Source organism: Nakamurella deserti (genome assembly GCF_003260015.1).
Classification (GTDB): domain Bacteria; phylum Actinomycetota; class Actinomycetes; order Mycobacteriales; family Nakamurellaceae; genus Nakamurella; species Nakamurella deserti.
Map to the genome: position 1 here is coordinate 64,012 of NZ_QCXS01000004.1, position 26,241 is coordinate 90,252.

The 26,241-nt window shown below is 73.3% G+C and carries 23 protein-coding genes; 13 read left to right on the forward strand and 10 right to left on the reverse strand.

Going from position 1 to position 26,241, the window contains the following annotated elements; translation table 11 throughout:
- Positions 1–104 precede the first annotated feature (104 nt).
- The 4 genes from DB033_RS18730 (at position 105) to DB033_RS18745 (ending at position 4,441) form a co-directional block, all read left to right on the forward strand.
- Positions 105–596: a hypothetical protein gene (locus DB033_RS18730; RefSeq protein ID WP_157970796.1), complete on the forward strand. Its 492-nt coding sequence runs from the start codon at positions 105–107 to the stop codon at positions 594–596.
- 435 nt (positions 597–1,031) lie between these two features.
- Entirely contained in the window at positions 1,032–1,838 is an 807-nt protein-coding gene (locus DB033_RS18735) for an alpha/beta fold hydrolase (protein ID WP_111768490.1), read from the forward strand.
- A complete protein-coding gene (locus DB033_RS18740) occupies positions 1,831–3,633 on the forward strand; it encodes a sensor domain-containing protein (RefSeq protein WP_111768491.1) in 1,803 nt (600 codons plus the stop codon). Before DB033_RS18735 ends, DB033_RS18740 begins: the two co-directional genes overlap by 8 nt.
- 169 nt (positions 3,634–3,802) lie before the next feature.
- Positions 3,803–4,441 carry a TetR family transcriptional regulator gene (locus DB033_RS18745; RefSeq protein ID WP_111768492.1) on the forward strand — a complete coding sequence of 213 codons (639 nt, stop codon included), beginning with the start codon at positions 3,803–3,805 and terminating at the stop codon, positions 4,439–4,441.
- A 7-nt stretch (positions 4,442–4,448) separates the two neighbouring features.
- On the opposite strand, the gene DB033_RS18750 is transcribed toward DB033_RS18745, so the two are convergent.
- Together DB033_RS18750 and DB033_RS18755 are read right to left on the reverse strand one after the other, a co-directional pair.
- The gene (locus tag DB033_RS18750) at positions 4,449–4,820 is read right to left on the reverse strand and encodes a hypothetical protein (RefSeq protein ID WP_170315596.1); all 372 of its coding nucleotides are present in this window, start codon (positions 4,818–4,820) and stop codon (positions 4,449–4,451) included.
- 86 nt (positions 4,821–4,906) lie between these two features.
- Entirely contained in the window at positions 4,907–6,418 is a 1,512-nt protein-coding gene (locus DB033_RS18755) for an MFS transporter (RefSeq protein WP_111768494.1), read from the reverse strand.
- 98 nt (positions 6,419–6,516) lie between these two features.
- Between DB033_RS18755 and DB033_RS18760 the strand changes: the two genes are divergently transcribed.
- Together DB033_RS18760 and DB033_RS18765 are read left to right on the forward strand one after the other, a co-directional pair.
- Complete coding sequence (locus DB033_RS18760) at positions 6,517–7,089, forward strand: TetR/AcrR family transcriptional regulator (protein WP_157970797.1); 573 nt, start codon at positions 6,517–6,519, stop codon at positions 7,087–7,089.
- 165 nt (positions 7,090–7,254) lie between these two features.
- Positions 7,255–8,328 (forward strand): alkene reductase, encoded by a 1,074-nt coding sequence (locus DB033_RS18765; RefSeq protein WP_111768496.1) that lies wholly within the window; start codon positions 7,255–7,257, stop codon positions 8,326–8,328.
- 129 nt (positions 8,329–8,457) lie between these two features.
- Here the strand turns inward: DB033_RS18765 and DB033_RS18770 are convergent, their stop codons facing one another.
- Positions 8,458–9,402 carry an SDR family oxidoreductase gene (locus DB033_RS18770; protein WP_111768497.1) on the reverse strand — a complete coding sequence of 315 codons (945 nt, stop codon included), beginning with the start codon at positions 9,400–9,402 and terminating at the stop codon, positions 8,458–8,460.
- Positions 9,403–9,602: 200 nt separating this feature from the next.
- Between DB033_RS18770 and DB033_RS18775 the strand changes: the two genes are divergently transcribed.
- Positions 9,603–10,490 carry a helix-turn-helix transcriptional regulator gene (locus DB033_RS18775; RefSeq protein WP_111768498.1) on the forward strand — a complete coding sequence of 296 codons (888 nt, stop codon included), beginning with the start codon at positions 9,603–9,605 and terminating at the stop codon, positions 10,488–10,490.
- A gap of 112 nt (positions 10,491–10,602) precedes the next feature.
- Here DB033_RS18775 and DB033_RS18780 read toward each other — a convergent pair whose 3' ends face one another.
- The 3 genes from DB033_RS18780 to DB033_RS18790 form a co-directional block, all read right to left on the reverse strand.
- On the reverse strand, positions 10,603–11,271 hold the full coding sequence (locus DB033_RS18780) for a peptidoglycan DD-metalloendopeptidase family protein (protein ID WP_111768499.1): 669 nt from the start codon (positions 11,269–11,271) through the stop codon (positions 10,603–10,605).
- A gap of 97 nt (positions 11,272–11,368) precedes the next feature.
- Entirely contained in the window at positions 11,369–11,845 is a 477-nt protein-coding gene (locus tag DB033_RS18785) for a MarR family winged helix-turn-helix transcriptional regulator (RefSeq protein WP_111768500.1), read from the reverse strand.
- Between the two features lie 175 nt (positions 11,846–12,020).
- Positions 12,021–13,184 (reverse strand): glycosyltransferase family 9 protein, encoded by a 1,164-nt coding sequence (locus DB033_RS18790; protein WP_111768501.1) that lies wholly within the window; start codon positions 13,182–13,184, stop codon positions 12,021–12,023.
- 32 nt (positions 13,185–13,216) lie between these two features.
- On the opposite strand from DB033_RS18790, the gene DB033_RS18795 reads away from it, so the two are divergent.
- A complete protein-coding gene (locus DB033_RS18795; protein WP_111768502.1) occupies positions 13,217–14,287 on the forward strand; it encodes a glycosyltransferase family 4 protein in 1,071 nt (356 codons plus the stop codon).
- Here the strand turns inward: DB033_RS18795 and DB033_RS18800 are convergent.
- Positions 14,227–15,465 carry a glycosyltransferase family 4 protein gene (locus DB033_RS18800; RefSeq protein ID WP_205844035.1) on the reverse strand — a complete coding sequence of 413 codons (1,239 nt, stop codon included), beginning with the start codon at positions 15,463–15,465 and terminating at the stop codon, positions 14,227–14,229. The two genes, DB033_RS18795 and DB033_RS18800, sit on opposite strands and share 61 nt — an antisense overlap.
- Positions 15,462–17,327, reverse strand: a complete 1,866-nt coding sequence (locus DB033_RS18805; protein ID WP_205844036.1) for a glycosyltransferase — start codon at positions 17,325–17,327, stop codon at positions 15,462–15,464. Before DB033_RS18805 ends, DB033_RS18800 begins: the two co-directional genes overlap by 4 nt.
- Before the next feature lie 157 nt (positions 17,328–17,484).
- On the opposite strand from DB033_RS18805, the gene DB033_RS18810 reads away from it, so the two are divergent.
- Complete coding sequence (locus DB033_RS18810; RefSeq protein ID WP_157970798.1) at positions 17,485–18,390, forward strand: ATP-grasp fold amidoligase family protein; 906 nt, start codon at positions 17,485–17,487, stop codon at positions 18,388–18,390.
- A 31-nt stretch (positions 18,391–18,421) separates the two neighbouring features.
- Here DB033_RS18810 and DB033_RS18815 read toward each other — a convergent pair whose 3' ends face one another.
- Complete coding sequence (locus DB033_RS18815; protein ID WP_111768503.1) at positions 18,422–19,309, reverse strand: NAD-dependent epimerase/dehydratase family protein; 888 nt, start codon at positions 19,307–19,309, stop codon at positions 18,422–18,424.
- Positions 19,310–19,470: 161 nt separating this feature from the next.
- The gene (locus DB033_RS18820) at positions 19,471–20,469 is read right to left on the reverse strand and encodes a LacI family DNA-binding transcriptional regulator (protein ID WP_205844037.1); all 999 of its coding nucleotides are present in this window, start codon (positions 20,467–20,469) and stop codon (positions 19,471–19,473) included.
- A 274-nt stretch (positions 20,470–20,743) separates the two neighbouring features.
- Here DB033_RS18820 and DB033_RS18825 point away from each other — a divergent pair, with 274 nt between their 5' ends.
- From DB033_RS18825 to DB033_RS18840, 4 genes are read left to right on the forward strand one after another with little or no spacing between them, the layout of a single operon-like run.
- Positions 20,744–22,063: an extracellular solute-binding protein gene (locus DB033_RS18825; RefSeq protein WP_205844038.1), complete on the forward strand. Its 1,320-nt coding sequence runs from the start codon at positions 20,744–20,746 to the stop codon at positions 22,061–22,063.
- Positions 22,060–23,004 carry a carbohydrate ABC transporter permease gene (locus DB033_RS18830; protein ID WP_205844039.1) on the forward strand — a complete coding sequence of 315 codons (945 nt, stop codon included), beginning with the start codon at positions 22,060–22,062 and terminating at the stop codon, positions 23,002–23,004. The genes DB033_RS18825 and DB033_RS18830 overlap by 4 nt, the downstream gene beginning before the upstream one ends.
- Complete coding sequence (locus DB033_RS18835) at positions 23,004–23,822, forward strand: carbohydrate ABC transporter permease (RefSeq protein ID WP_111768506.1); 819 nt, start codon at positions 23,004–23,006, stop codon at positions 23,820–23,822. The genes DB033_RS18830 and DB033_RS18835 overlap by 1 nt, the downstream gene beginning before the upstream one ends.
- A gap of 28 nt (positions 23,823–23,850) precedes the next feature.
- A complete protein-coding gene (locus tag DB033_RS18840; RefSeq protein WP_205844040.1) occupies positions 23,851–26,229 on the forward strand; it encodes a beta-glucosidase family protein in 2,379 nt (792 codons plus the stop codon).
- The last annotated feature ends 12 nt before the right edge of the window (positions 26,230–26,241 follow it).

Genomic DNA, 26,241 nt, shown 5'->3' on the forward strand with positions numbered 1-26,241 from the left:
CGCCCCGCGGCCCGCCGGACCCCGGGTCGCGACGTCGTGCGGACTGTCGTACGGTGACGTCTCCCGGCCCGGTCAGCGGCCCGTTCCGATGAGTGGAGATGCTGATGCGACGGTCCTGGCTCACCCGGTTGGCCGGCGCCGTGGCCGCCCTGCTGATCGCGCTGGGTGGCGCGCTGTCGGTACCGCTCAGCGCTGCGGCGTCGGACAACGTGCCGGGTTCGCCCGGCTCGTCATGCGCTGGACGCCTCGTGAAGGATTTCCCGGTCACCCGGTCCACGAAGTACGGGTCGGTGAAGATCTACGTCTACTACAGCACCGCCAACGGCGGTACGAACTGCATCATCGCTAAGAAGAGCGGGGCGTGGGCAGGGAGGAAGACGTACATGAACGTCGCGATCTGGCGGGACGACCACCGCGCCAGCGGCGACTACCCCTACGTCGCCTACGATTCCGGCGCCTACAGGTCCTACGCCGGTGCAGTGTCGATCCCCCGCACGAACGGACGCTGCATCTCCGCCCTCCTCGACCTGGGCTCCGGCAGCTCCGCCGCCACCCAGTTCAACTACTGGAGCAAGACCAGCTTCGCCTGCGGCTGACCCGATCTGCGTGCGCCGGCGCGCCGGGGACGAGTCCGTCGAGCACCCGACCCCGCCGGCCTGAACGCGGTGGCGCCGTCGTCAGGTCGGCCCCGGTGTGTCTGTGGCACGCGTGCCTGCGAGCCGTCCCGGGGCGACGCGCTGCCGATCCGCCACCGTGTCGGCACGGATGTTCGTGAGGTACTTCGACGATTCCGTCGACACCCTGCGGGTTCGCCATGCCGCAGGATGGCGCCGTCATGCGGTCCCCGATGCCGTCGTCCGCCGGGGCGCGGCCCGGATCATCACCACGCCGGCGCCACGGCCCGCCACCCACCCCGTGGTGTCGCTAACTTTCTGTACTTCCGGCGTAACGGAGAGCTACACTCGGGTTTACGCGCGAAATACCCACTGAGTGCTGTGCACCACGGACGCAGTCGACCCGGAGAGGTACGGATGGCACGCAACGCAGTGGCCCGTAACAACGTGACGACGCTGGGGCGGGCGGACGGCCCGGTGCTGCTGTTCGCCCACGGGTTCGGTTGCGATCAGAACATGTGGCGCCGCATCATCGGCGCGTTCACCGACGGGTACCGGGTGGTGCTCTTCGACCACGTGGGCGCCGGTGGCTCGGACCTCGACGCCTACGACCACGCCACCTACGCGAGCCTGGACGCCTACGCCCGTGACATCGTCGAGATCTGCGACGAGATGGCGCTCACCGAGGTCACGCTCGTCGGACACAGCGTGAGCGCGATGATCGGTGCGTTCGCGGTCGCGCAGCGGCCGGACCTGTTCGCCCGTCTCGTCATGGTCTCGCCGTCCCCGCGGTTCATCGACGACCGCGACTACACCGGCGGCTTCACCGAGGAGGACATCGACGGCCTGCTGGAGTCGTTGGACAGCAACTACTTCGGCTGGGCGGCGAACATGGCGCCGATGGTGATGGGCGACGCGCAGCCGGCGGCCCTGCAGGAGGAGCTCACCGTCAGCTTCTGCCGGACGCGACCCGACATCGCCTACGACTTCGCCCGGGTGACCTTCCTCAGCGACGCCCGCGACGTCCTCACCGAGGTTCCCACCCCCACCCTCGTGCTGCAGTGCACCAACGACCTGCTGGCCGCGGTGGAGGTCGGCGAGTACGTCCACGCCCAGCTGCCGCACAGCCGCTTCGTGCTGCTCGCGGCCACCGGCCACTGTCCGCACGTCAGCGCCCCCGACGAGACCGCCGCCGCCATCCACGCCTTCCTCGCCGATGTCTGAGGTCGCCGTCGCCGCCGAGCGGCCGCGCACCGCTCCCGCAGCGGTCGCCGAGGTGGTGACCCCGGCCGGCGCCGCCGACCGGTTGTTCCACGACGCCCCCTGCGGGTACCTCGTGACCACCGACGACGGCTGCATCCAGGCCGTCAACGACACCTTCGTGCGCTGGTCGGGCCGCGCTCGCGAGGACCTCATCGGGACCCCCGTGGGGCGGCTGTTCCCCATCGGCGACCGCATCCTCTACGCCACCCACTGCCAGCCGATGCTCGAGATGGTCGGCGTCGTGGCCGAGATCGCCGTCGAGGTGGTCACCGCCGGCGGTGCCCGGCGTGCCGCGCTGCTCAGTGCCGCGCGCACCCCCGCCACCGACGACACCCCGGCGTCGGTGCGGGTCGTCATCTTCAGCGCCCACGAACGCCGTCGGTACGAGAAGGAACTCCTGGCCGCGAGACGGGCGGCCGAACAGTCCGAGGCGCAGCGGGCGGACGCCGAGGCGGGGCTGCAGCATCTGGCGCTGCACGACTCGCTGACCGGGCTGCTCAACCGCGCCGGCCTCACCGCCCACCTGGACCGGCTGTTCGCCGCGCCACCGGACACCCGGATGGGGCTGGCCCTGCTGTTCGTGGACCTGGACCACTTCAAGGCCATCAACGACAGCCTGGGCCACGCGGCGGGTGACGAGCTGATCGTCACCGTCGCGCGGCGACTGACGGCGTCGGTGCGCGGCTCGGCGATCTCCCGGCTCGCCGGTGACGAGTTCGTCGTGCTGGAGAAGGTCCGCGACACCACCGAGGTGGTCACGGTCGCCCAGCGGCTGCTCGAGCTGCTCAACGCGCCGGTGACCATCGACGGCATCGAGATCGTGCCGTCGGCGAGCATCGGGGTGGCGCTGACCGAGCCGGACGACACCCCGGACCGGCTGCTGCGGCACGCCGACATCGCGATGTACCGGGCGAAGTCCCTGGGTCGTAACACCTGGCACCTGCACGACCCGCTCAAGGTCGATCCCGCCACCGGACGACTGCGGGTCATCGGCGAGCTCCGGCACGGGATCGAGCGCGGCGAGTTGCGGGTCCACTACCAGCCCCGCATCGACCTCGGCACCGGCCAGGTGCACAGCGCCGAGGCGCTCGTCCGGTGGCAGCACCCGACCCGGGGGTTGCTCAGCCCCGACCAGTTCGTCGACATCGCCGAGGAGTCCGGCCTGATCCGCAGGCTCGGGGCCCGGGTCCTCGACGAGGCCGTCGGGCAGGCGACCCGCTGGCGGGCCGCGCACCCGCAGCGGCCGCCCCTCGAGATCGCGGTCAACCTCTCGCCGCGCCAGCTGACCGACCCGGCCCTGCAGTCCGTCGTCACCGAGATCCTGGCCCGGCACCGCTTCGACCCGGCGCTGCTGACGCTGGAGATCACCGAGACCGCACTGATGGCCGACCCGGACGCGGCCCTCGCAGCCCTGTCCGCGCTCAAGCGGCTGGGGGTGCTGCTGGCGGTGGACGACTTCGGCACCGGGTACTCGAGCTTCACCTACCTCAAGCGCTTCCCGGTGGACGAACTCAAGATCGACCGCAGTTTCGTCGCCGGACTCGGCACCGACACCGGCGACACCGCCATCGTGGCGAGCTGCATCCAACTGGCGCACGCCGTCGGCATCCGGGCCGTCGCCGAAGGCGTCGAGACCGACGGCCAGTACCGGGCCCTGGTGGAGATGGGCTGCGACTACGCCCAGGGTTACCACTTCGGCCGCCCGGTCCCGCCGGAGCGGTTCGACCTGGGCAGCGCGGGTGCGGTGGCCCCCTGACGCCGTCGGCGACCCCGCCGTATACGGTGTAATCCGCACCTCGGACCCGAGGGTGGCAGTGCCTCACGCGGTGGACGCGTGCGCGCCCGCCGGCGCGCTCCTCCACAGGGATCGATGCCGACCGACGCCACGGTCGGCGCCGGGCACCCGGAGCAGCGGGGAGGGACCCATGGGGCACCACCAGACCGAGGCCACGACGAGCGACGCCGTCGCGGTCCGCATCCTCGACGCGGCCGTCGCGGTGATCAACCGGCAGGGCGTCACCGAGACGACGATCGCGGCGATCTGCGCCGAGTCCGGGATCGACCATCCGGAGTTCGACGCGCGCTTCGGCTCGGTGAACGACGTCCTCGTCCAGATCATCGCGTTCATCACACAGGCCTACGGCGACGCGATGGCGGCCACGGCCCGACGCCGCCGCTCCCTGTACGAATCCGTCCGGTTGGCCCACCAGAAGCTGCTCGATGTCGCCGAGGAACACCGCGACTTCCAGAGCGCCCTGATGGCCATCCGACTGGCCGCGATGACCGACCGCCGGATCGGCGTCCCGACCGCGGCGACGAGATCGCTGCAGGAGGAGCTGATCGCGCGGTCGGAGGACTGGCTGGAGGACTTGGCGCGCCTGCACAACGTGACCTGGGAGCTGCCGACGCGACTGCTCGCCACCTTCATGTCGGTCAGCCTCACCGGTGTGCTCGTGGACTACCTGGCCCGCCAGGACATGACGGCGAGTCGGTCGATGGTCGATCTGATCGCGTTCGACCTGGCGCACCGCGGCCGGCGGATGTCCAAGAACAGCAGCTACTGAGCCGCCGTCAGCCGGCCGGACGGCGGCGGCGCCGCACGTCCACCGCGCCGGCGGCGGCGAAGCCGAGACCGATGACCGCGTCGGTGGAGCCGGCCCGCCGACGGCGCCGGTCGGCGGCGGCCAGCGCGACCATCGACGCGGCGTGGGCGAGGTCCGCCGCGACCCCCAGCGCCGACACCGCCGGGCCGGGCCGGGCCACGGCGACCGCGCCCTGTGCCAGATGCCGAGCCCCCAGGACCCGCGCCACCACGACGTCCACCCGGTCCGCCGGTGCCCGGTGGACGCCGGTCAGGACCCGCACCGGCTGGATCAGCAGGGCCGCCCCCCACGCCATCCGCAGGAGCTCCACGGGCCGTGCGGCCCTGTTCGACGTCGCCACTGCGTGTCCGTTCGGTCGGGTGGAGCGCGGATGGGCCGACGACCGCGGTCGTCCCCCACCCGGACTCTGCCCATCCGGCCGCGGGCTCACCGGCGGGCGTCGACCACCCGGACGTCACGGGTGGACGGGATGATCCGCCACGCGACCACCGCGGCCAGCAACAGCAGGACGGCGGCGATTCCCGAGGTCCACTGCATGGCGCCGGTGAAGGCGTGCGCGGCGGCGGCGAAGCCGTCGCCGGTGAGCACCGCGGAGGCCGACGCGAGCGACTCCCGGGCGGCCGCCGTGACTTCGGGACCGAGGCCGTCGGGCACGACCAGCCCGGAACGGTAGAACACGGTGATCAGGCTGCCGAGGACGGCGATGCCGAGGGCGACGCCGAGTTCGTAGGCCGTCTCCGACACCGCGGAGGCGGCACCGGCCTTGGCCGGCGGAACGGCGGACACCACGGCGTCGACCGTCAAGGTCATCGCCACCCCGATGCCGAGACCGACGGGGAGCAACGACAGCGCGAGCCAGCCGTAGTGCGGTGACGCCTCCGCCACCGCCAGCGCGGCGAGTCCGACGGCGGCCAGCGCCATCCCGGCACCGATGGCGCGGCCACGGCCGAGCCGGGTCACCAGGACCCCGACCAGCGCGATCGAGACGAAGGTCGCCAGCGTGATCGGCAGCTCCCGCAGGCCCGCACCGAGCGGGCCGTACCCCCGGACCAGCTGCAGGTACTGCGAGAAGAAGAACAGCAGGCCGCTGAACGCGAAGATCGCGAGCAGGTTCGCCGCGACCGCGCCGGCGAACGCCGGCACGCGGAACAGGCCGACGTCGAACAGCGGCACCGGGAGCCGCCGCTGCCGCCGGACGAACGACCGGCCGGCGAGCACCCCGACGACCGCGGAACCGAGCGCGACGAGATCGGCGCCGTCGCTCACCAGGTGCTTGACCGCGAACACCACGGGGACGACGGTCGCCAGTGACAGCAGCGAGGACAGCGGGTCGAACCGGCCCGGACGCGGATCCCGGGACTCCGGGATGAGCACCAGCCCGGTGACGAGCAGCACGGCCATCACCGGCACGTTGATCAGGAACACCGACCCCCACCAGAAGTGCTCGAGCAGCGCCCCGCCGACCAGCGGCCCCAGTGCCGCACCGCCGCTGGCGCCGGCGGACCACACGGCGATGGCGGTGGTGCGCTGGCGGGCGTCGGTGAAGACGTTGCGGATGATCGACAGCGTCGACGGCATCAGCGTGGCCCCGGCCACCCCGAGGAGCACCCGCGCGGCGACGAGCCAGCCGGCGCCGGGTGCGAACGCGGCCAGCATCGACGCGAGCCCGAAGCCGGCGGTGCCGATCAGCAGCAGCTTCTTGCGCCCGATCCGGTCGGCCAGGGTGCCCATGGTGACGAGCAGACCGGCCAGCGCGAACGAGTAGCTGTCGCCGATCCAGAGCAGTTCGGTGGCGCTGGGATCCAGTGCCCGGGTCAACGCCGGCACCGCCAGTGACAGCACGGTGCCGTCGACGGCCAACAGCACGACGGCCAGGGTGAGGACGGCCAGGGCGGCCCATTCGCGCGCGCCCGCCCGGCGGGTGGTCTCGACTTCCATGCGACCAACATACCGTCCAGACGGTCGGTTACCAGCCGGTTAGACTGTTCGGGCCGGACGGATCCGCGTCACACCGGCACCCGCATCCAGGAGGAACCGTGGCCGGACGGCAGACGCGCAACGCCGAGCGAACGCGGACCGAGCTGCTCGAGGCGGCCACCGTGGTGTTCTCCCGCCAGGGACCGGCCGCCAGCCTGGACGCGGTCGCCGCCGCCGCCGGCACGTCCAAAGGTGGTCTGCTGCACCACTTCCCCACCCGCGACCAACTGCTGGTGGCGCTGGTCGAACACCAGGCCGAGCGGTTCCGCCGCCGGGTGGAGGCCGAGCTGGATCCCGACGACACCGCCCCCGGCCGGCTCACCCGGGCGTTCGTCCGCGCCACCTTCGCCGACATCGCCGAGCAGCACGGCCGCGCGCACGAACAGGCGATGCTGCTCGGGACGCTGGGCTCGTCACCGCACCTGCTGCAGATCGTCGCCGCCGACGCCCGGCGCTGGAACGAGCGGCTGCGGGAGGACGGCCTCGAGTGGCAGCGGCTGGTCCTGATCCTGCGGGCGGCCGACGGCACCACGATCGCCTCGCTCTACGAGGGCGCCCTGACCCGGGAGGACGCCGACCGCACCCGGGACTGGCTGCTGGAGCTGACCCACGGCACCGGTCCGCTCCGCTGACGCGTACCCCGGCAGCGCCGACCACCCGGCGGTGCCCGCACGCCCGGCTGGTGTGGCTCTCGCCACGGCGCCCGGCGGAATATCGGGGAGGCATAGCGGGCTGTGCCGTGAGGCCGGGTGTCACACCGGGCCGGCCCTGACCCTCGTACCGCTTGGACTGCACCCATGGACCTGTTCTCCCCTGTCACCCTCGGCTCGATGGAGCTGCGCAACCGGGTCGCGATGGCGCCGATGACCCGGATGCGGTCCGGCGCGGACGGCGTCCCGGGCGAGCTCGTCGCCGATCACTACGCGCAGCGCGCCGGTCTCGGCCTGCTGGTCACCGAGGGCACCTACCCGAGCGCCGAGTCGCGCGCCTACCCGAACCAGCCCGGCATCGCCACCGAGGAGCAGGCCGCGGGCTGGGCCCGGGTGGCCCGCGCGGTGCACGAACAGGGCGGGGTCATCGTCATGCAGGTGATGAACGGCGGCCGCGTCTCGCACCCCGACATCACCGGCACCGAGCGGATCGTCGCACCGAGCGCGATCGCCATCGACGGCGAGGTCCACACGCCGAACGGCAAGGCCGCCTACCCGGTGCCGCACGCGCTGACCACCGACGAGCTCGCCACCGTCCGTCAGGAGTTCGTCGACGCGTCCCGCCGGGCGGTCGACGCCGGCCTGGACGGCGTCGAGATGCACGCCGCCAACGGCTACCTGCTGCACGAGTTCCTGTCGCCGGCGTCCAACCGGCGCACCGACGGCTACGGCGGCAGCCCCGCCGAGCGCGCCCGCTTCGTGATCGAGGTGACCACCGCGGTGGCCGCCGAGGTCGGCGCCGACCGGGTCGGCATCCGCATCTCCCCCGCCCACAACATCCAGGACGTCGCCGAGACCGACGCCGCGGACGTCGCGGCCACCTACCGCGCGCTCGTCGACGGACTGGCGCCGCTGGGCCTGGCCTACCTCAGCGTCCTGCACCGCGACCCGGAGGACGAGCTGGTCCGCGAGCTGGCCGACCGCTTCGGCGGGCCGCTCATGGTCAACACCGGATTCAGCACGATGACCACCCGCGAGGAGGCGCACCACCTGATCGACCGGGGCCTCGCCGACGTGGTCGCCGCGGGACGTCCGGCCATCGCCAACCCCGATCTCGTCGAGCGCTGGGCGGGTGACCACCCGGAGAACGAGCCGAACCCGGGCACCTTCTACGGCGGCGGCGCCGAGGGTTACACCGACTACCCGCGGCTGAGCGCCTGACCCACCGGGGCCGCGGCGGACCGCCGCGGCCGGCGGTGTCGGCGGACCGCCCCCGCCCGGCGGTGGTGCCGGACGGCGGCGCCACCGGGGGGCGGGCCGGCTCCCACCGCGCTGCGGTCCGGACGGCGGTCAGGCCGCGGCGTAGGCCACCCGCGTGAGCTCCTCCGACACCGCCCAGACGCGCGCGGCCGCGACGTCGTCGCGCAACGGGCGGTAGAGCTTCTGCTCGCCCGGCGCACCGCCCAGGTGGCCAGGTCCGCCGGGCCCGTAGAACGCACCCGGCCGCGCGTCCGGTGACGTCGCGGCCCACAGGGCGGGCAGGGCGGCGCTGTCCACCGTGCCCAGCAGGATGCCCCGGCGCGACAGCGCCCCGATCAGCCGGCGGCCGCGGGTGGCGGTGGCCCGGCCGAGCTCGGGACGCGCGGACAGCAGACCGGTCGGCGCGATACCGGGGTGCGACAGGTTGCTGGTGATCCCCCACCCCGCCGCCCGGCTCCGCCGGTCGAGCTCCAGGCCGAACAACCCGAACGCGATCTTGGACTGGCTGTACGCCTTGGCGCCGTCGTAGGACCGCTGCCAGTTCAGGTCGTCCCAGTTGACCGCACCGCTGAGCGCGGCCACGCTGATCTGCGAGGTCACCCGGGCCCGGCCGGCGCGCAACAACGGGAGCAGCTGGCCGACGAGCGCGAAATGACCCAGGTGGTTGGCGCCGAACTGCAGCTCGAATCCGTCGGCGGTCGTCATCCGGGCCGGCGGGGTCATCACACCGGCGTTGTTGACGAGGACGTGGATGGGCGTGCCCTCCGCCCGCAGGGTCGCGCCGAGCGTCGCCACCGAGTCCAGCGAGGCCAGATCGAGATCACGCAGCGACACGTCCGCCGACGGATGCTCGCGGCGGATCGCGGCGACGGCCGCCTCGCCCTTGCTGCGTCGACGGACGGGCATCACCACCTCGGCGCCCGCGGCCGCCAGCCGCGCGGCCAGCCGCAGGCCGATGCCGTCGCTGGCGCCGGTGACGACGACGCGTCGTCCGGTGAGATCGGGAACGCTGACGGTCGGAGGATTTCGGGTCACGGGGACTCCTTCGGGGAGGGGGTGTCGACCTCCACCGTGACCGTCGGCGCAGCCACCGTTCAGGGCCCGTCGAACCTCGGATCGGCGATCCCCGCCTGCGGCCCATCCCCGGCCGGACGGCGGCGGAGAGGGGGATCGACGGACCGTGGCTACGTTCCCCCGTCCCCGACGACAATGGGCGTGCCGGGAGGGAGGCGCAGATGGGCATCGACCGGAGCGGGCTGGCGGAGTTCCTCCGCCGTCGGCGTGGAGCACTGCAACCCGACGACGTGGGGCTGCCGCACGGGCAGCGGCGCCGCACCGGCGGCCTCCGGCGGGAGGAGGTGGCGGCGCTGTGCCACATGTCGACCGACTACTACTCGCGCCTGGAGCAGGAGCGTGGGCCGCAGCCGTCGGTGCAGATGATCGCGTCCATCGCCCAGGGGTTGCACCTGTCGCTGGACGAGCGCGACCACCTGTTCCGGCTGGCCGGGCACCAGCCGCCGGCGCGCGGCAGCGCCGGCGACCACGTCGGCCCCGGTCTGCTGCGCATCTTCGACCGGCTGCAGGACACCGCGGCCGAGATCGTCACCGAACTCGGCGAGACCCTGCTGCAGACCCCGCTGAGCGTCGCCCTGACCGGTGATCTGACCTCCTTCCGCGGGCCGGCCCGCAGCATCGGCTACCGGTGGTTCACCGACCCCGCGACCAGGCGCCGCTACGCCCCGGAGGAGCACGCCTTCCTCGGCCGCCTGTTCGTCTCCGGGCTGCGCGGGGTGGCCACCCTGCGGGGTCCGGGATCCCGCGCGGCCCACCTGGCCGAGCTGCTGGCCGACAACGCGGAGTTCCGCGACCTCTGGACCGGCCACGAGGTCGGCGTCCGGCACCGTGACGTCAAGCACTTCGTACATCCGGAGGTCGGCGAGCTGGAGGTGAACTGCCAGTCGCTGGTGGACCAGGACAACGGACACCTGCTCCTCGTCTACACCGCGGTGCCCGGCAGTGAGAGCTACGACAAGCTCCAGCTGCTCAGCGTTCTCGGTGCGGGGCTCGGCGAGCGCGCGGGCCCCGTCGGAGTGGCAGCCACCGACGGCGACCGGCGCGACTGAGCGGCCGGCCCGACCGGGGGCCGCGCCGGCGGACGCAGCGCCGGGGGTCGCAGCGCCGGCGGACGCAGCGCCGGGGGTCGCAGCGCCGGGGGTCGCCGGGAGCGCCCGACGGTCAGGGCTCGCAGCGTCCGTCGATCACGCTGCCGTTGCGCGGCAGCCAGGTCGAACCGTCCGCCCGCCGGAACACGAACGGGACGCCCCGCGCCGTGGGCCAGTCCGTGGAGTCGCTGACCTGCAGGTGCACGTGCGGCTCGGTGCTGTTGCCCGAGTTGCCGCACCGGCCGACCCGGTGCCCCCCGTCGACGGCCTGCCCGGGCTGCACCCGCACGCTGCCGCACTGCAGGTGCGCCAGCAGCACGAAGGGCCCGCCGGGGCCGAGGGCGATCACCACATGGTTCCCGGCGAGCGCCGCACCGCCCCGACGGGCCCGCGCCGCCTGCCCGAGCACGTACAGCACCAGGGCCGGCTGCGACCGGCGGGCCCGGTGGTCGGGTTCGCCGTCGTGGACCTGGACCACGGTCCCGGCGGCGGGAGCGGACACCGCCGCCCCGAAGCCGACGAACGCCGCCGGCGACTCGGTCGCGACGACGCCGCGCCAGGTCCGGGGGGCCGACCGGCCACGCCCGTCGACCGGCACGAGATCGATCGCGTGGGCCGAACCGAACGACCACGTCCCGTGGCTCGGCACCCGGTCGGCCGGACTGTGCTGCACCAGGCTGCGGCCGGTCAGCGGCACGGACAGGAGCACGGCACCGGACGGCGGCGGGACGGGACGCGTCATCCCCGCACCCTGGCAGTCACGGACGCCCGGCGCCAGACTCGGGATCGGCCCTCCGGGCTCCGTCGTCGCGGCGACCGGCCCGCGCCACCCACCGGGTTCAGTCGAGACGTTCGGCCAGCGTCCGGGTGTGCCGGCGCAGGTCCTGCGCCATCGTGGACAGCACGGTCGACAGGCGGGGCAGCTCGGCCGCGTCGACGTGGTCGAAGGTGCCGAGCAGGAAGCTCGCGGTGTCGCTGATCACCGACCGGCCCTCCTCCGTGAGCTCGACGACGAAACGCCGGCGGTCCGTCGGATGCGGGGTACGCCGGGCGATGCGGTGCGCCTCGAGCCGGTCGACCAACGCGGTGACGCTGCTGGTGTTGAGCATCAGCAACTGGGCCAGCTCGGCCTGGCCCATCGCCCCCCGGCTGTACAGGTAGCTCACCGCCTGGGTCTGGCGGACGTCGAGTTGCAGCACGGCGGATGCGGTCTGCCGGTAGTGCTCGATGGCCAGCGCCAGCTCACGGAGGGCGTTACCGGCCGCGGTCAACGCAGCACCGCCGTCGGACCCGGGCCCCGGAAGTGACTCGCTCATCACATTGCTTGACCGTCGAACGACATTCGGTCATGCTATCGGACGGCGGTCGGCTTCAGCAGCGCAGGTCGGTCGGTACGCAGCAGGAGTCAGACAGCGGCTCCCACTGGCGCGCCACCCCCACGCCGCCGGTCGCCGGCCCCACCATTTCCCCGCCGGGCGTGACCGGACCCGGTCAGACCCCGGGTGTCCCGAGGGCATCCGCCGGATGCAGGACGTCGTCCACCTCGGCCAGCATCCGGTCCGCGGTCAGCAGCCGGGCGCACCGGAAGTCGATCGGGCAGGTCTGCAGACCACAGGGGTTGCAGCCCACGTCCACCGCCACCACCCGGTGCCGCCGCCGGTCGGCGCCGCGCCAGCGACGCGCGTCACCCGCGAGATAGGCGGTCACGGTCGGGGTCCTGGACGCGACCGCGAGCTGCACCACGCCGGTGTCGCCGCTGACGACCACCGCGGCGCGGGCGATCACGGCGGCGGCCCCGCCGAGGCTGGTACGGCCGCACAGATCGGCGGCCGGCTCCCGCATCCCCGACAGCACCCGGTCGACGAGCTCCCGCTCGCCCGGCACCCCGGTGACCGCGACCCCGAGCCCGCGCTCCACGAGCCCGTCGGCGACCGTGGCGAACCGTTCCGCCGGCCACTGCCGGCTGGCCGCCGTCGCCCCCGGATGCACCACGGCGAACGGCCGGCCGGCCAACCCGGCGGCGTCCAGTTCCCGCCCGGCGACGGCGAGATCGTCGGCGGTGAGCGGGAACTCCAGGTCCCGGGAGCCGGCGGGGGCGCCGAGGAACTCCATCAACCGCAGGTGCCGGTCGATCTCGTGGGCGAACACCGGGTACGGCAGGTGGGTGGTGAGATCGGCCGGCCACGCCCCCGGTGTCACGAAGCCGGCCGTGATCCGGGCGCCCAGGCCGGCGGTGACCCGGTTCGCCGCCGGCAGCGCACCGTACATCTGCACGGCGACGTCGAAGCCGCGGTCGCGGACTCCGGCGGTGAACGCCTCAATCACCGCGCGCTCGGGCGCCGGCCGTTCCGGAACACCGGGATCGCCGGGGAAGGGCAGGAACTCGTCGACGTACGCGGCCTGTCGGGCCACGATCCCGGCCATCTCCGGGTAGCTCATCAGCGCCACGTGCAGATCGGGCCGGGCCGTCCGCAGCGACCGCAGCGCCGGGACCGAGGCCAACAGGTCCCCGAGACCGGTGCGCAGCCGGACGAGGACGACACTGCGCACCGACGGGTCCGCGAGCGGCGCGAGCGGACCCACCACCCCGGACCCGGCGAGCTCCGGCCCGTCGGGGGCGACGGCACGCCGGGCCGCACCGGACGGCCCCGTCACCTGCGGTCCCCGGTACGGCAGGATGACCGTCCGTGCGCATCCTGGTGATCACCGACCGGTATCCGCCCGACGCGACCGGCGGCTACGAACGGTCGTGCGCCGACGTGGTCCGGCACTGGCGGACGGCCGGTCACCGGGTCACGGTGCTCACCACCGGGACGGCCGGTGGCGACGACGGCGGCGGCGAGGACGTGCTGCGCATCCTCCCGGGGGTGGACGAGCCGGCCGGTGCCGCCGCGGCGGTGCGTGCGGTGCTGCGGGACACGCGGCCCGAGGTGGTCAGTGCCTGGAACCTGGCCCGGGTGCCGGTCGCGGAGGTGCTCGGCCCGGTGGCCGCGGCGGCCGTGCCGGTGGTGCTGGTGGTCTGTGACGGCTGGCTGGACGCCGCGCCCGCCGACGTCCCCGCCGTCGCTGCGGGCTCGCGGGTGGTGTACGTCAGCGACCACCTGCGGTCGGCGTCGTCGCGCCCGTCGTGGGCGCCCGCGGTGGACGCCGTGGTCCCGAGCGGCATCGACACCGACGTGTTCACCCTGCGTCCGGTGACCGACCGGTCGTGGTCCGGTCGGTTGCTCTACGTCGGCCGGATGTCGCCGGCCAAGGGCGCGCAGGACGCCGTCGCCGCGCTCGCCGACCTCGACGCGGACACCACGCTGCACATCGTGGGCAGCGGCACTCCCGGGCAGTGGGCGGCGATCACCGCGCTCAGCGACGGGCTGGGCGTGACCGACCGCATCGAGATCAGCACCGGAGACAGGGATGTCGCGCGGGCGGCGTACGACGGGGCCGACGTGGTGCTGTTCCCGTCCCGCTGGGCGGAGCCGTTCGGACTGGTCCCGCTGGAGGCGATGGCGCGGGGTGTCCCGGTGGTGGCCACCGGCACCGGCGGCTCGGTGACCTACCTGCGCGACGGCGGGAACGCCCTGCTGGTCCCACCGGCGGACCCGGCCGGGCTGGCCGCTGCGGTCCGCCGGCTGGCCGCCGACCCCGCGCTCCGCCGGCACCTGGCCACCGGAGGTCTGGCGGCGGCCGGCACCTGGACGGTTCACCGGCTGGCCGAGCGGTTGGCGGTCGAGCACGCCGCCACGGTCAGCGCCGCGTCGTAGACGTCACGCACCGACTTCCCCAGCGTGGTCCAGTCGTAGTCGGCCGCGGCCACGAGACTCTGCTCCCCCAGCCGGGCCGCCAGCGCCGGGTCACCGAGCAGCCGGTCGAGCGCCGCCGCCATCGCCGGCGGGTCCGACGGCGGCACCAGCAGCCCGGTCTCGCCGTCGGCCACCACCGACGGGATGCCACCCACCCGGGTGGCCACCACGGGCCGACCGGCCTGCAGCGCCTCGGCCAGGATCGATCCCATCTCCTCGTAGATCGACGGCAGCACCACGACGTCGGCGGCCGCCAACAGCGCGGGCACCTCGGTGTGCGGACGGAAACCGAAGCGGTGCACCCGGTCCCGGACGTCGGCGGGCAGCGCGGCCACCGCCGCGTCCACCCGCGCGTGGTCGGGCCCGTCGCCGACCACCACCAGGGTGGCCGGCGTCCGCAGCCGGCCGAACGCGCGCACCAGGGTGGGCACGTCCTTCTGCCGGGCCAGCCGCCCCAGGTACAGCACGACCGGGCGGCCGACGTCGCCGAAGAGCGTGCTCGGCGGCACCCGGAACCGCTCGGGCTCCACCCCGGACGGGATGACCACCGTGCGGGGCCGCAGGTCCCCGAGCCGGTCGGCGGTGGCCTCGGTGAGCGCGATGATCCGGTCCGCCCGGTGCAGGCACGCGGTCTCCCACGGACCACCGAACGCCCGCATGGCGGTCAGCTTCGGCCCGGCCGCAGGCACGGTGTGGGCGACACTGCAGTGCAAGGTCGCCACCAGGGGCACCCGGAACCGGCGCGCGGCCAGGATCCCCAACGGCAGGGCCGCGAGGTCCTCGCCCTGGTGGGCGTGCACGAGGTCCACGGGACCGGTCCGCAGGATCTGCCGGACCGCACCCGCGGCCCAGAGCTGGCGCAGCCGGGTCGTGGGCCATCCGACCCGGACGATCCGTGCGGACCGGCCGAACGCGGTGTCGGAGGTGTCCCCGCCGAGCCGCGAGGTGATGACGGTCTGGCGGACACCCTGCGCGTCCAGCGCCCGGGTGAGGTTGGCGGTGTGGTTCTGCATGCCGCCGATGGGGTCGAAGGCGGCCTGCGCCTCGACCTCGTCGGGGTCGGTCTCCGGCGGCTCGAACACCGAGCACAGCCGCAGCACCGACAGCGGCCGGTCGGTACCGCGCACGGGGCCGCTCACCGGCCGGCCGCGGTCAGCAGGATGCCGTCCAGTTCGTCCACGACCGCCTCGAAGGTGAACCGCTCCCGGCCGGCCGCCATCCCGGCCCGGGCCGCACCCACCCGGTCGGCGTCGTGCAGCAGCGACCCGGCGTGATCGGCGTCCTCGAACGACAGCCCCGCACCGATGTCGTCGACCACCCGGTTCACCGCGGTGCGCGATCCCGTCCGGTCCGGCAGCAGGACCGGCAGGCCGGCGGCGGCGAGGGTGGGCAGCCGGGCGGGGAGGTTCAGATCGTCCCAGGACGCGCGTCGCAGGTCGCCGCCGTTGGCCACCGCACCGCTGACGTGCAGCCAGCCCGCGTCGTACCGGGACAGCTCCGCCCGCCAGCGGGCCGGCGGTACGGCCGGATGCACGTGCAGGTGGTCGGGCGCGGCGTCCAGGGCGTCCCGCAGCCACGGCTCCGGCCGGGTCCGCGGGCTCGCGCCGGGCACCCCGTGCAGGTGGACGTGGACGTCCGCGGCAGCCAGCGTCGCGACGAACGCGGCGTCGACCCCGACCGGACGCCCGACGCACACGGTGTGCACCCCGGACCGGCCGGGTCGCTGCGCCGGGTCGCCGTCGAACCAGCGGGCTCGGGGCAGGTCGCCGTCGATCACGCTGGTGCGCACCGGATCCCGGCGGTCGGGCAGGGCCAGCTCCAACCACTCACGCTCCTCGGCACTGGCCAGCACCACGTGGTCGGCGACCTCCCACAGCCGGGCGAGCAACGGCCAGTCACCGCGGGCCAGGCAGCGCTGCGGCGCCTCCTTGAAGTGCCACACCAGCGGCAGGTCCGGGAACACCTCGGCCACCCGCAGCGCCCATGCGAGGCTGCGCCAGTTCAGCAGGCAGTACGCCACGTCCGGCGGGTCACTGCGCAGCGCGTCCGCCCAGCCCGTTCTCGGGACGTCGCGGACGGCGCCGAACGGCAGCGGACCGACGGTCATGAAGCCGAGCGGGTCGTCGATCCACAACCCGGAGAACCGGATACCGCGGGCGGCGAGCACCAGGATGCGGTCGGCGTTGTAGGCCAGTTCGCCGACGAGGAGCACGTGCCGGTCGGTCGCGGCGCGGTCGGTCGTGGCGTCGGCGTCGGCGTCGGGGAGTCCGTAGAGCTCCCGCTCCTCCACGACGTCCGCGCCGCGGGCGGCGAAGCGGAGCGGGCCGGTCGCGCCGTAGCGGGCGCGGAACGGATTGAGACCACCGTCGGTGTGCCGGGCGAAGGTCCGCCACCGCTGCCCCGGGTGCTGCACCCACTCGCAGGTCACCCGTCCGGTGGCGGCCGCCGGACCGGCGGCCCGCAGCTCCGCCAGCAGCAGCAGCTCGAGGTCGTCGGATTCCACCTCCGCGCGTTCCCGCCAGCGCACACCGGTGCGCCGGTGCGCGAGCTGGACGAGCTGCGGTCCCGCCGCCGTCGCGTCCGGGTGCTCCACGCCGTCGACCAGTACGCCCGTGGTGGCCAGTACGCCGTCCGGGACCGCGGCCAACGCCGCGGTCAGGGCGCTCAGGTGGTCGGGGAACCAGCAGTCGTCGGCGGGCAGGTACGCCACGACCGCGCCGGCGGCGGCGTCCAGCGCCGCGTTGCAGGCCGCCCCCAGCCCGGCGTTGCGCGGATGCACGATCCACCGGACGGCGTTCTCCGGCACCAGGTCCCGCACAGCGTCGGCCGGCGCGTCCGTGGAGCCGTCGTCGACGACCACCAGCTCCCAGCGGCGCGGCCCGGGCCCGCAGCCCCAGCCGTCCTGGGCGAGCAGGCTCCCGATCGCGCGGACGAGGAACGCGGCCTGGTCGAAGACCGGCAGCACCACGCTCACCACGGGGGGGACGGACAACTGGCTCACGCAGAGCTCCTGGGGACGGACGCGACCGGACTCCACCGGAAGGAGCCACCGGAGCCTGTTTCCCCGTAGCCGGAGCCTAACCCGACGGCCGGACGGTGCGCCGGGAACGCGGGGCTGGTGCTTCACGGCCGGGGACCGCCGCACTACCGTGACGGCCGTGCGTGACCTCACCGAGCTGCGGGCCCTCCTGGTACACCGTCCCCTGCAGCGGATCAGCCCCCTGCTGCACCGTCAGTCGCGCTCGCTGGTGGTCCGGCGGCGGTGGCTGGACCTGCGGTCCCCGACGGCGTTCAACGAGAAGCTGAACTGGCGCTGCCTGTACGACCGGCGGGAGCTGCTGGCGTTCACCTGCGACAAGCTGGCCATGAAGGACTGGGCCGCGGCGCACGGCGGCCCGGCACTGCGGATCCCCCGGACCGTGTGGGCCGGAACGGATCTCGCCGAGCTGGCCGAGGTCGACCTGCCCGCCCGGTGGGTGCTCAAGCCCAACCACCGCAGTGGTCTCGTGCACTTCGGGCGGGGGTCGGTCACACCGGCGGAGCTGCCCGCACTGCGCCGGACGACCACCGGGTGGCTGCGCGAGCACCTCGCCGCCGTCGAGGGCGAATGGGCCTATTCACGGGCCCGCGCGTGCCTGCTCGTCGAGGAGCAGATGCCCGGCGAGGTCTCCCCCGACGACGTCAAGTGCTTCACCTTCGGCGGCCGGACGGCGATGATCGTCGTCGACAGCAGCCGGTACGGCGGGCACCGCCGCACGGTCTACAGCCCCGACTGGACCCGGCTCGACGTCGAGATCGACATCCCGTCCGGGCCCGCCGCCGCGCCGCCGGGCGATCTGGCCGAGTTGCTGGCCACCGCCCACCGGCTCGGCGAAGCCTTCGACTTCATCCGGGTCGACCTGTACCGGGTCGGCGACGAGTGGTGGTTCGGCGAGCTCACGCCCTACCCGGGGGGCGGCTACGGCGTGATCCGGCCGTGGTCGTTCGACGTCGAGCTCGGTCGGCACTGGACGCTGCCGGAGCTGCCGGGCGGGGTGCCGGGACGCGGCGGGCGCGGACGCTGACCGCGTCCGCTCCCGGCGCGTCGGCCGGCCGTCAGGACGCCGGGAGCGCCTTGCCGTTCTCGTCCAGGTAGTCCCGCCAGGACCGCGTCGGTGTCCAGCCGAGCAGGTCCATCGCCTTGCGGGAGGTGATGCCCGACGAGTCCGGGCGCTCCAGGTCCCGCAGCTCGATCGCGTCGCCGTAGTACCGCTTCAGCACGGCGGCGAAGTCGTGGCCGCCGACGTTGTCGGGTGAGGCGATGTAGAAGACCTCGTGCCCGGGCAGGTCGGACTCGGCCGCCAGCCGGATGGCGTCGGCCAGGTCGTAGGCGTCGATGTAGCTCCACAGGTTGGGGCTGAGCACCGACGCGTCGCGGATCTGCGGTCCCAGATTGTGCTCGTAGTTGCCCTCGTACTGGACCCAGCACGGGCGGATCGTGATGCACCGGATGTCCGAGCGGCGCACGGCGGCGTCCATCAGCTGCTCGCCGAAGTGCTTGGACAGCGCGTAGGGGTCCTGCGGGCGCACCGGATGCAGCTCGTCCACCGGGGCGTAGTCGGGCAGGAAGTCGCGCTCCGGGAAGAAGAACCCCGGGACCGTCTCGCTCGAGATGTTCACGAAGCGCGGGACGCCGAACCGCACCGCCGCCTCGAGCACGTTGAAGGTGGCCATCAGGTTGGTGCGGAAGACGACCTGCGGGGGGTTGCCGGTCGGCTCCGGGATCGCGGCGGTGTGCACCACGGCGTCGGCGCCGCGGACGACCGCGAACGCCTCGCCGGCGTCGGTGAGGTCGGCCTGCACGTAGTGCGCCTCACCGGCTTCCTTGCGGTCGAACCCCGGCCGGGTCAGATCGGTGGCCACGACCTCGTGACCGGCGTCGAGGAGCGTCCGGGTCGTGATGCGGCCGACCTTGCCGTGGGCGCCGGTGACGACGATCTTCATGGGTCTCCCTCTGGTTGGGCGGTTCACGGCGCGTCCGGTCTGCGGGATGCGCCGGTCGCCGCATCAGGGGCTCTACCCGGGATCGGGCGGGGTGGTCGCGGCTGCGGGTGCGGTCGTGCGGCGTTCCCCTCGCGTGACCCGGTCCGGCGCGCCCGGCAGGCTCACCGCGGCGGCGCGGTGGAGTCCCGGACGACGAGGCTGGTGGCGAGCTCGTAGTGGTGCGCCTCCGGTCCCTGCCCCCGGGACTGGTCGACCACCGTCCGCACGGCCAGCCGTCCCATCTCGCGCAGCGGCTGATGGATGGTCGTGAGCCGCGGGGACGCCGACTCGGCGGCGTAGGTGTCGTCGAATCCCACGATGCTCAGGTCCTCCGGGAGTCGCAGCTGCCGGACCCGGGCGGCCGCGATCACGCCCAGCGCCGAGGCGTCGCAGCCGGCCACGATCGCCGTCGGCGGATCGGCGAGATCCAGGAAACGGGCGGCCATGTCGCGCCCGTCCTCGTAGCGGAAGCCGTCCTGCAGGGTCAACTCGGGCGCCGGCGGCACGCCGGCGGCACTGAGGGCCGCGACATGCCCGTGCAGCCGCTGACGGGCCGGTTGGGACTCCGGGGGCCCGCCGGCGAAACCGATCCGTCGATGCCCGAGGGCCAACAGGTGCTCGGTGGCCTGGTAGCCGCCGGTCCAGTTGGTCGCGCTCACGCTGACCAGCCCGTCGTCGTCGGCGTCGCGCCCACTGACCGGATCGACCAGCACCAGACCGAGGCCGGCGGCGATCGAGTCCGCGGCGGCGTCGGCGCGCACCTCGGTGGTGACCACGATGACCCCGAGGTGCCCCTTGTCGGCGACCCGGTGGAACCAGGCGGCACTCAGCGGTTCGTGCCGGTGCCGGCCGTTGGGATTGGTGGTCACGACGTCGATGTCGAGTTCCAGCCCGGCCTCCACCACCCCGGCGAGCACCTGGGCGGCGTAGAGACTCTCGTAGGCGTCGAACAGCACCGTGACGACGGGGGGTACGGCGCCGGCCGCCCGCGAGGTGCTGGGTTCGTACCGCAGCTTCTTCATCGCCGCCAGCACCCGCTGCCGGGTGGCCACCGAGACGCCGTCCCGGTCGTTGAGCACCTTGGACGCCGTCGCCTTGGAGACACCTGCGGCGGCGGCCACCGCTTCCAACGTGGCGCGTGAGGCTCTCGGCACCGTTCCCCCGTTCCCGGCCGACGTGCGCGACCCCGAAACAGTTTCGCACACCGTCCCCGTCCCCGTCGTGCCGTTCTCTGGCCACAGCTGCGGTTCTCGCGCTCATCAACCACCCGAAGGAACCACTCCGCAGGGTTGCCAGCGACCGCGTTCCGTCTGTACGTTCGGTCCACACCGAAACAGTTTGTCGAAACAGTTTCGCAGAACACCGCCGTTCACCCTCCGAAAGGCAATGACGCCCATGACCAGATCTGCACGACGGCCCCTCGTGGCCCTGGCATTGCTCTCCAGCCTCACGGTCGCCGCCTGCGGCGGCGCGACCCCCGGCGGAAACGCCGGCACCGGCGCCCAGGGCCCGGCCGCCGCGTCCGACACCAGCGCCTGGGTGCTGACCGGTGGCGGCTGGCCCGTCATCGAGAAGACCTTCGACACCTGGAACGACGCCCACCCCGAGCAGAAGATCGCCGTCGAGGCGTTCGCCAACGACGCCTACAAGGAGAAGATCCGGACCTCGGTGGGCTCCGGCCAGGCGCCCACCCTGATCATGAACTGGACCGGCGGCGCGCTGGCCGACTACGTCGAGAACGGTCAGGTCGCCGACATCACCGCCGAGACCGCCGCTCTCGTGAAGCGGGTGACCCCCTCCGTCGCCGAGAACGGCGTCGTCGACGGCAAGACCTACGCGGTCCCGCTGAACGACGTGCAACCGGTGGTGCTGTACACCAACGAGGACGTCTTCGCCTCCGTCGGTGTCGAGGTGCCGAAGACCTTCGACGACCTGCTCGCGGTGGTGCCGAAGTTCCGGGAGGCCGGCATCGCACCGATCTCCATCGCCGGCCAGAGCGTCTGGCCGGAGCTGATGTGGCTGCAGTACCTCACCGACCGCATCGGCGGCCCGGAGGTCTTCCAGGCCATCCTCGACGGCAAGCCCGACGCCTGGTCCGATCCGGCCGTCGTCGACGCGCTGACCAAGATCCAGCAGCTCGTGCAGGCCGGCGCGTTCGTCGACGGCTTCGCCTCGGTGACCGCCGACGCGGGCTCGGACTTCGCGCTGGTCCACACCGGCAAGGCTGCGATGATCCTGCAGGGCAGCTGGGGCTACGCCACCTTCAAGACCGACGCACCCGAGTTCGCCGGGACCTCCCTCGGTTTCGCCGAGTTCCCGGCCGTCCAGGGCGGCGCCGGTGACCCGGCTAACATCGTCGGCAACCCGGCCAACTTCTGGTCGGTCTCGGCCTCGGCCGGCGACGCCAGCAAGAAGGCCGCGCTGGACTACCTGAACGACTCGGTCTACAGCGACGACCAGGTGGCCGCGATGCTGGCCGCCGGATCCGTGCCGCCGATCACCGGGCTCGAGGAGCAGATCGCCGCCACCGAGGACGCCGACTACCTCGGCTTCGCCTACGACCTGGTCGACAAGGCGCCGCACTTCCAGCTCTCCTGGGACCAGGCCCTGCCGTCCCAGCAGGCCACCGAACTGCTCACCAACCTGAGCAAGGTCTTCCTCGAGGAGCTCACCCCCGAGCAGTTCGCCACCGCGATGAACGGCACGCTGGGATGACCCTGACCACCCCGGTGTCCACCGGTGCGGTGGCGTCGAGCCACCGCACCGGTGAGGGGCCCGGCCGCCGGCGGAAGGGCGGGGTGCCGTTCTTCATGGTGGTGCCCGCGGCGCTCGTCTTCGGTCTGTTCGCGCTGCTGCCGCTGGCCGGCGTGGTCGGGCTGTCGTTCATGGAGTGGGACGGGCTGGGTACGCCGACCTGGGCGGGCCTGTCCCAGTGGGCCGGCGTGTTGAGCAACCCGGTGACCCTCGACGCGATGCGCCTGACGGTGGTCTTCGTCGTGGTGTCCTTCGTGTTCCAGGCGCCGATCTCGCTGCTGCTCGGCGTGTTCATGGCCGGCCGGCAACGCAACCGCGCGCTCCTCGCGGTGCTGTCGTTCCTGCCGCTGGTGTTCTCCTCCGCCGCGGTCGGCATCGCGTTCAAGGCGCTGCTCGACCCGAATTTCGGTCTGAGCAGCGTGCTGCCCACCGGTTGGCTGGGCGGGAACCTGCTGGGCGACCCCGACCGGGCCCTCTACATCGTCATCTTCGTCGTCGGGTGGAGCTTCGTGCCCTTCCACGCCCTGCTGTACCAGGCGGGCGTCCGGCAGATCCCGGCCGCGCTGTACGAGGCGGCGACCCTGGACGGTGCCACCACCTTCCAGCTGTTCCGGTTCGTCACCATCCCGCAGCTGCGGTACACGATCATCACGTCGTCGACGCTGATGCTCGTCGGCTCGTTGACCTACTTCGATCTCATCTTCGTGCTGACCGGCGGTGGACCCGGCAGCGCCACCCGGATCCTGCCGCTGGACATGTACCTGACCGGCTTCCGCAGCTACACCATGGGCGCGGCGAGTGCGATCGGCGTCATCCTGGCCGCCGTGGGCCTGGCGATGTCGCTGCTGCTGAACCGGCTCTCGGGCAGCGGCCGGATGGAAAGTCAGCAGGCGGGCCTGTGATGCGACGCAAGGTCAACGTCCTCGGCGGACTGGCGGCCTGGTTGTGGCTCGCCATCACCGTCGTGCCGATCTACTACATCGTCGTCACCAGCCTGCGCAAGCAGTCGGCGTACTTCGCCGAGGGCCCGCTGAGCATTCCCTCGGCCCCCACACTGGACGCGTACCGGCTGGTGTTCGAGAACGAATTCGTCCGGTACTTCGCCAACAGCCTGATCGTCACCCTGGCCTCGGTGCTCGTCACGCTGATCGTCTCGCTGATGGCGTCGTACTACCTGGTGCGCTCGACGACCCCTGGTGCGGCCCGCATGTTGCGGCTGTTCCTGCTCGGGCTGGCGATCCCGATCCAGGCGACGATCATCCCGGTCTACTACATGATCGTGAAGCTGGGCCTCTACGACAGCCTTCCGGCGCTCATCCTGCCGTCCATCGCGTTCTCGATCCCGATCTCGGTGCTCATCATCGTGAACTTCCTCCGGGACATCCCCGGGGAGCTGTTCGAGTCGATGCGCGTCGACGGGGCCACCGACTGGCGGATCCTGCGCAGCCTGGCGCTGCCGCTGACCCGCCCGGCACTGATGACCGTCGGCGTCTACGTCGGCCTCAACGTGTGGAACAGCTTCCTGTTCCCGCTGATCCTGACGCAGAGCTCCAGCGTCCGGGTGCTCCCGCTGTCGCTGTGGACCTACCAGGGTCAGTTCGCCGTCAACGTGCCGGCGGTGCTGGCGGCGGTGACGCTTTCCGCGGTACCCGTGCTGGCCGCCTACGTCGTCGGCCGCCGCCAACTGGTCTCGGGCCTGACGGCCGGCTTCGGCAAGTGACCGCTCCCTCTCCGAACAGGAAACCTTCGTGACCCGACAGCAACTGACCCGACCCCCCGGGGTCTCCTTCGATCCCGCGGCACCGTCCGGACCGGTCGCCGCCGGGCGGCCGTGGCAGGACACCGACCGGTCGCCCGACGAGCGCGCCGCGTCACTGGTGGCGGCGATGACGCTCGAGCAGAAAGCCGCCCAACTCGGCAGCTACTGGGCACCGCACGGGATCCCGGGCGAGGACGTCGCCCCGATGGAGGGCGTGCTGAGCGACAGCACCCGCCCGCTGTCGGACTACATCGCCTCCGGACTCGGGCACCTGACCCGGGTGTTCGGCAGCCGCCCGGTGACGGTGGCCGAGGGGGTCGGGGACCTGAACGACCTGCAGCGTCAGGTCGTCGCGTCGCCCGGCGGTCTCGGGATCCCCGCCGTCGCGCACGAGGAATGCCTGACCGGGTTCACCGCGCTGGGCGCCACCGTCTACCCGACGCCGCTGGCCTGGGGGGCGACGTTCGACCCGGCGTTGATCCGGGAGATGGCCGCGGCCATCGGGCGGGACATGCACGACGTGGGGATCCAGCACGGGCTCGCCCCGGTGCTGGACGTCACCCGCGACTACCGGTGGGGGCGTACCGAGGAGACCATCGGCGAGGATCCGTACCTCGTGGGCACTCTCGGCAGCGCCTACGTCGAGGGGCTGCAGGGATCCGGCGTGGTCGCCACCCTCAAGCACTTCGTCGGGTACTCCGCGTCCCGCGCCGCCCGCAACCACGCACCGGTCGCGGTCGGCCGGCGGGAGCTCGCCGACGTGCTCCTGGTGCCGTTCGAGCGCGCCGTCCGTGACGGCGGCGCCCGGTCGGTGATGAACTCCTACGCCGACCTCGACGGCGTCCCGCCGGGGGCGAGCCGCGAGTTGTTGACCGACATCCTGCGCACGGAGTGGGGTTTCACCGGCACCGTGGTGTCGGACTACTGGGCGGTGACGTTCCTGGAGATCATGCACCGGGTGGCGGCCGATCCGGCCGATGCCGCCCGGCTCGCGCTGACCGCCGGGATGGACGTCGAGCTGCCGGAGACCGGGGCGTTCGCGCACCTGCCCGAGCTGGTCCGCTCCGGGCGGGTGGACGAACAGGTGCTCGACGCGGCGGTCCGGCGGGTGCTGCGGCAGAAGGCCGAGCTGGGCCTGCTGGACCACGACTGGGCGCCGCCCGCCGCCGACGTCGAGGTGGACCTCGACTCGCCGGCCAACCGGGCGCTGGCCCGGCGCATCGCCGAGGAGTCGCTGGTGCTGCTGGCCAACGACGGCACGCTGCCGCTGTCCACCCCGCCCGGCCGGATCGCGCTCATCGGGCCCGGCGCCGGTGAGCCGCGGTCGTTCCTGGGCTGCTACTCGTTCCCCAACCACGTGCTGTCGCGCTACCCCGAGGGCGGCGTCGGCATCGAGATCCCCGATCTGGCCGCGTCGTTGGCGGCGGTCCTGCCGGGCAGCCGGCTGACCTACGAGCCGGGGTGCGACTTCTCCGACGGCGACCGCGGCGGGATCCCGGCGGCGGTGGCCGCAGCGGCGGACGCCGACCTGGCCGTCGTCACGCTCGGCGACATCGCCGGCCTCTTCGGTCGCGGCACGTCCGGCGAGGGTTGCGACGCGCCGGATCTCCGGCTGCCCGGCGCCCAGGCCGAGCTCCTCGAGGCGGTACTCGCCACCGGCACCCCGGTGGTGCTGGTCCTGGTGTCCGGACGGCCCTACGCGCTCGGCGCGTTCGCCGACCGGTGCGCGGCGATCGTGCAGGCGTTCTTCCCCGGCGAGGAGGGTGGGGCGGCATTGGCCGCGCTGGTCACCGGCGCGGCCGAGCCGAGCGGCCGGCTGCCGGTCGGGGTGCCGCGGCACCCGGGCGGACAACCCGGCACGTACCTGGCGGCGCCGCTCGGCCAGCACGCCGAGGGGGTGTCCAACCTGGACCCGACGCCGCTGTTCCCGTTCGGCCACGGACTCAGTTACTCCTCTGTCGGCTACGGCGAGATCGACCTGGACCGAACGGATCTCCCCGCCGACGGGCTGATCGAGGTGTCGGTCGAGGTCCGCAACACCGGCGCCCGGCCGTGCGCCGAGGTCGTGCAGCTGTACCTGTCCGACCGGGTGGCCCAGGTGGTGCGACCGGTGCGGGAGCTGATCGGCTTCGCGAAGGTCCCGCTGGCCGTCGGCGAGACCCGGCGCGTCACCTTCACCGTGCACGCCGACCGGACGTCCTTCACCGGACTGACCGACCGGGTCGTCGAACCCGGGACCGTCACCTTCGCGGTGGGCCGGTCCAGCGCCGACCTGGTCGCCACCGCCGACGTCGAGATCACCGGTGCGACGCGGGTTCTCGCCGGCCGCCGGGTGATGGACACACCGGTCCGGCACGTCCCGGCCTGACCGGGTCCCGTC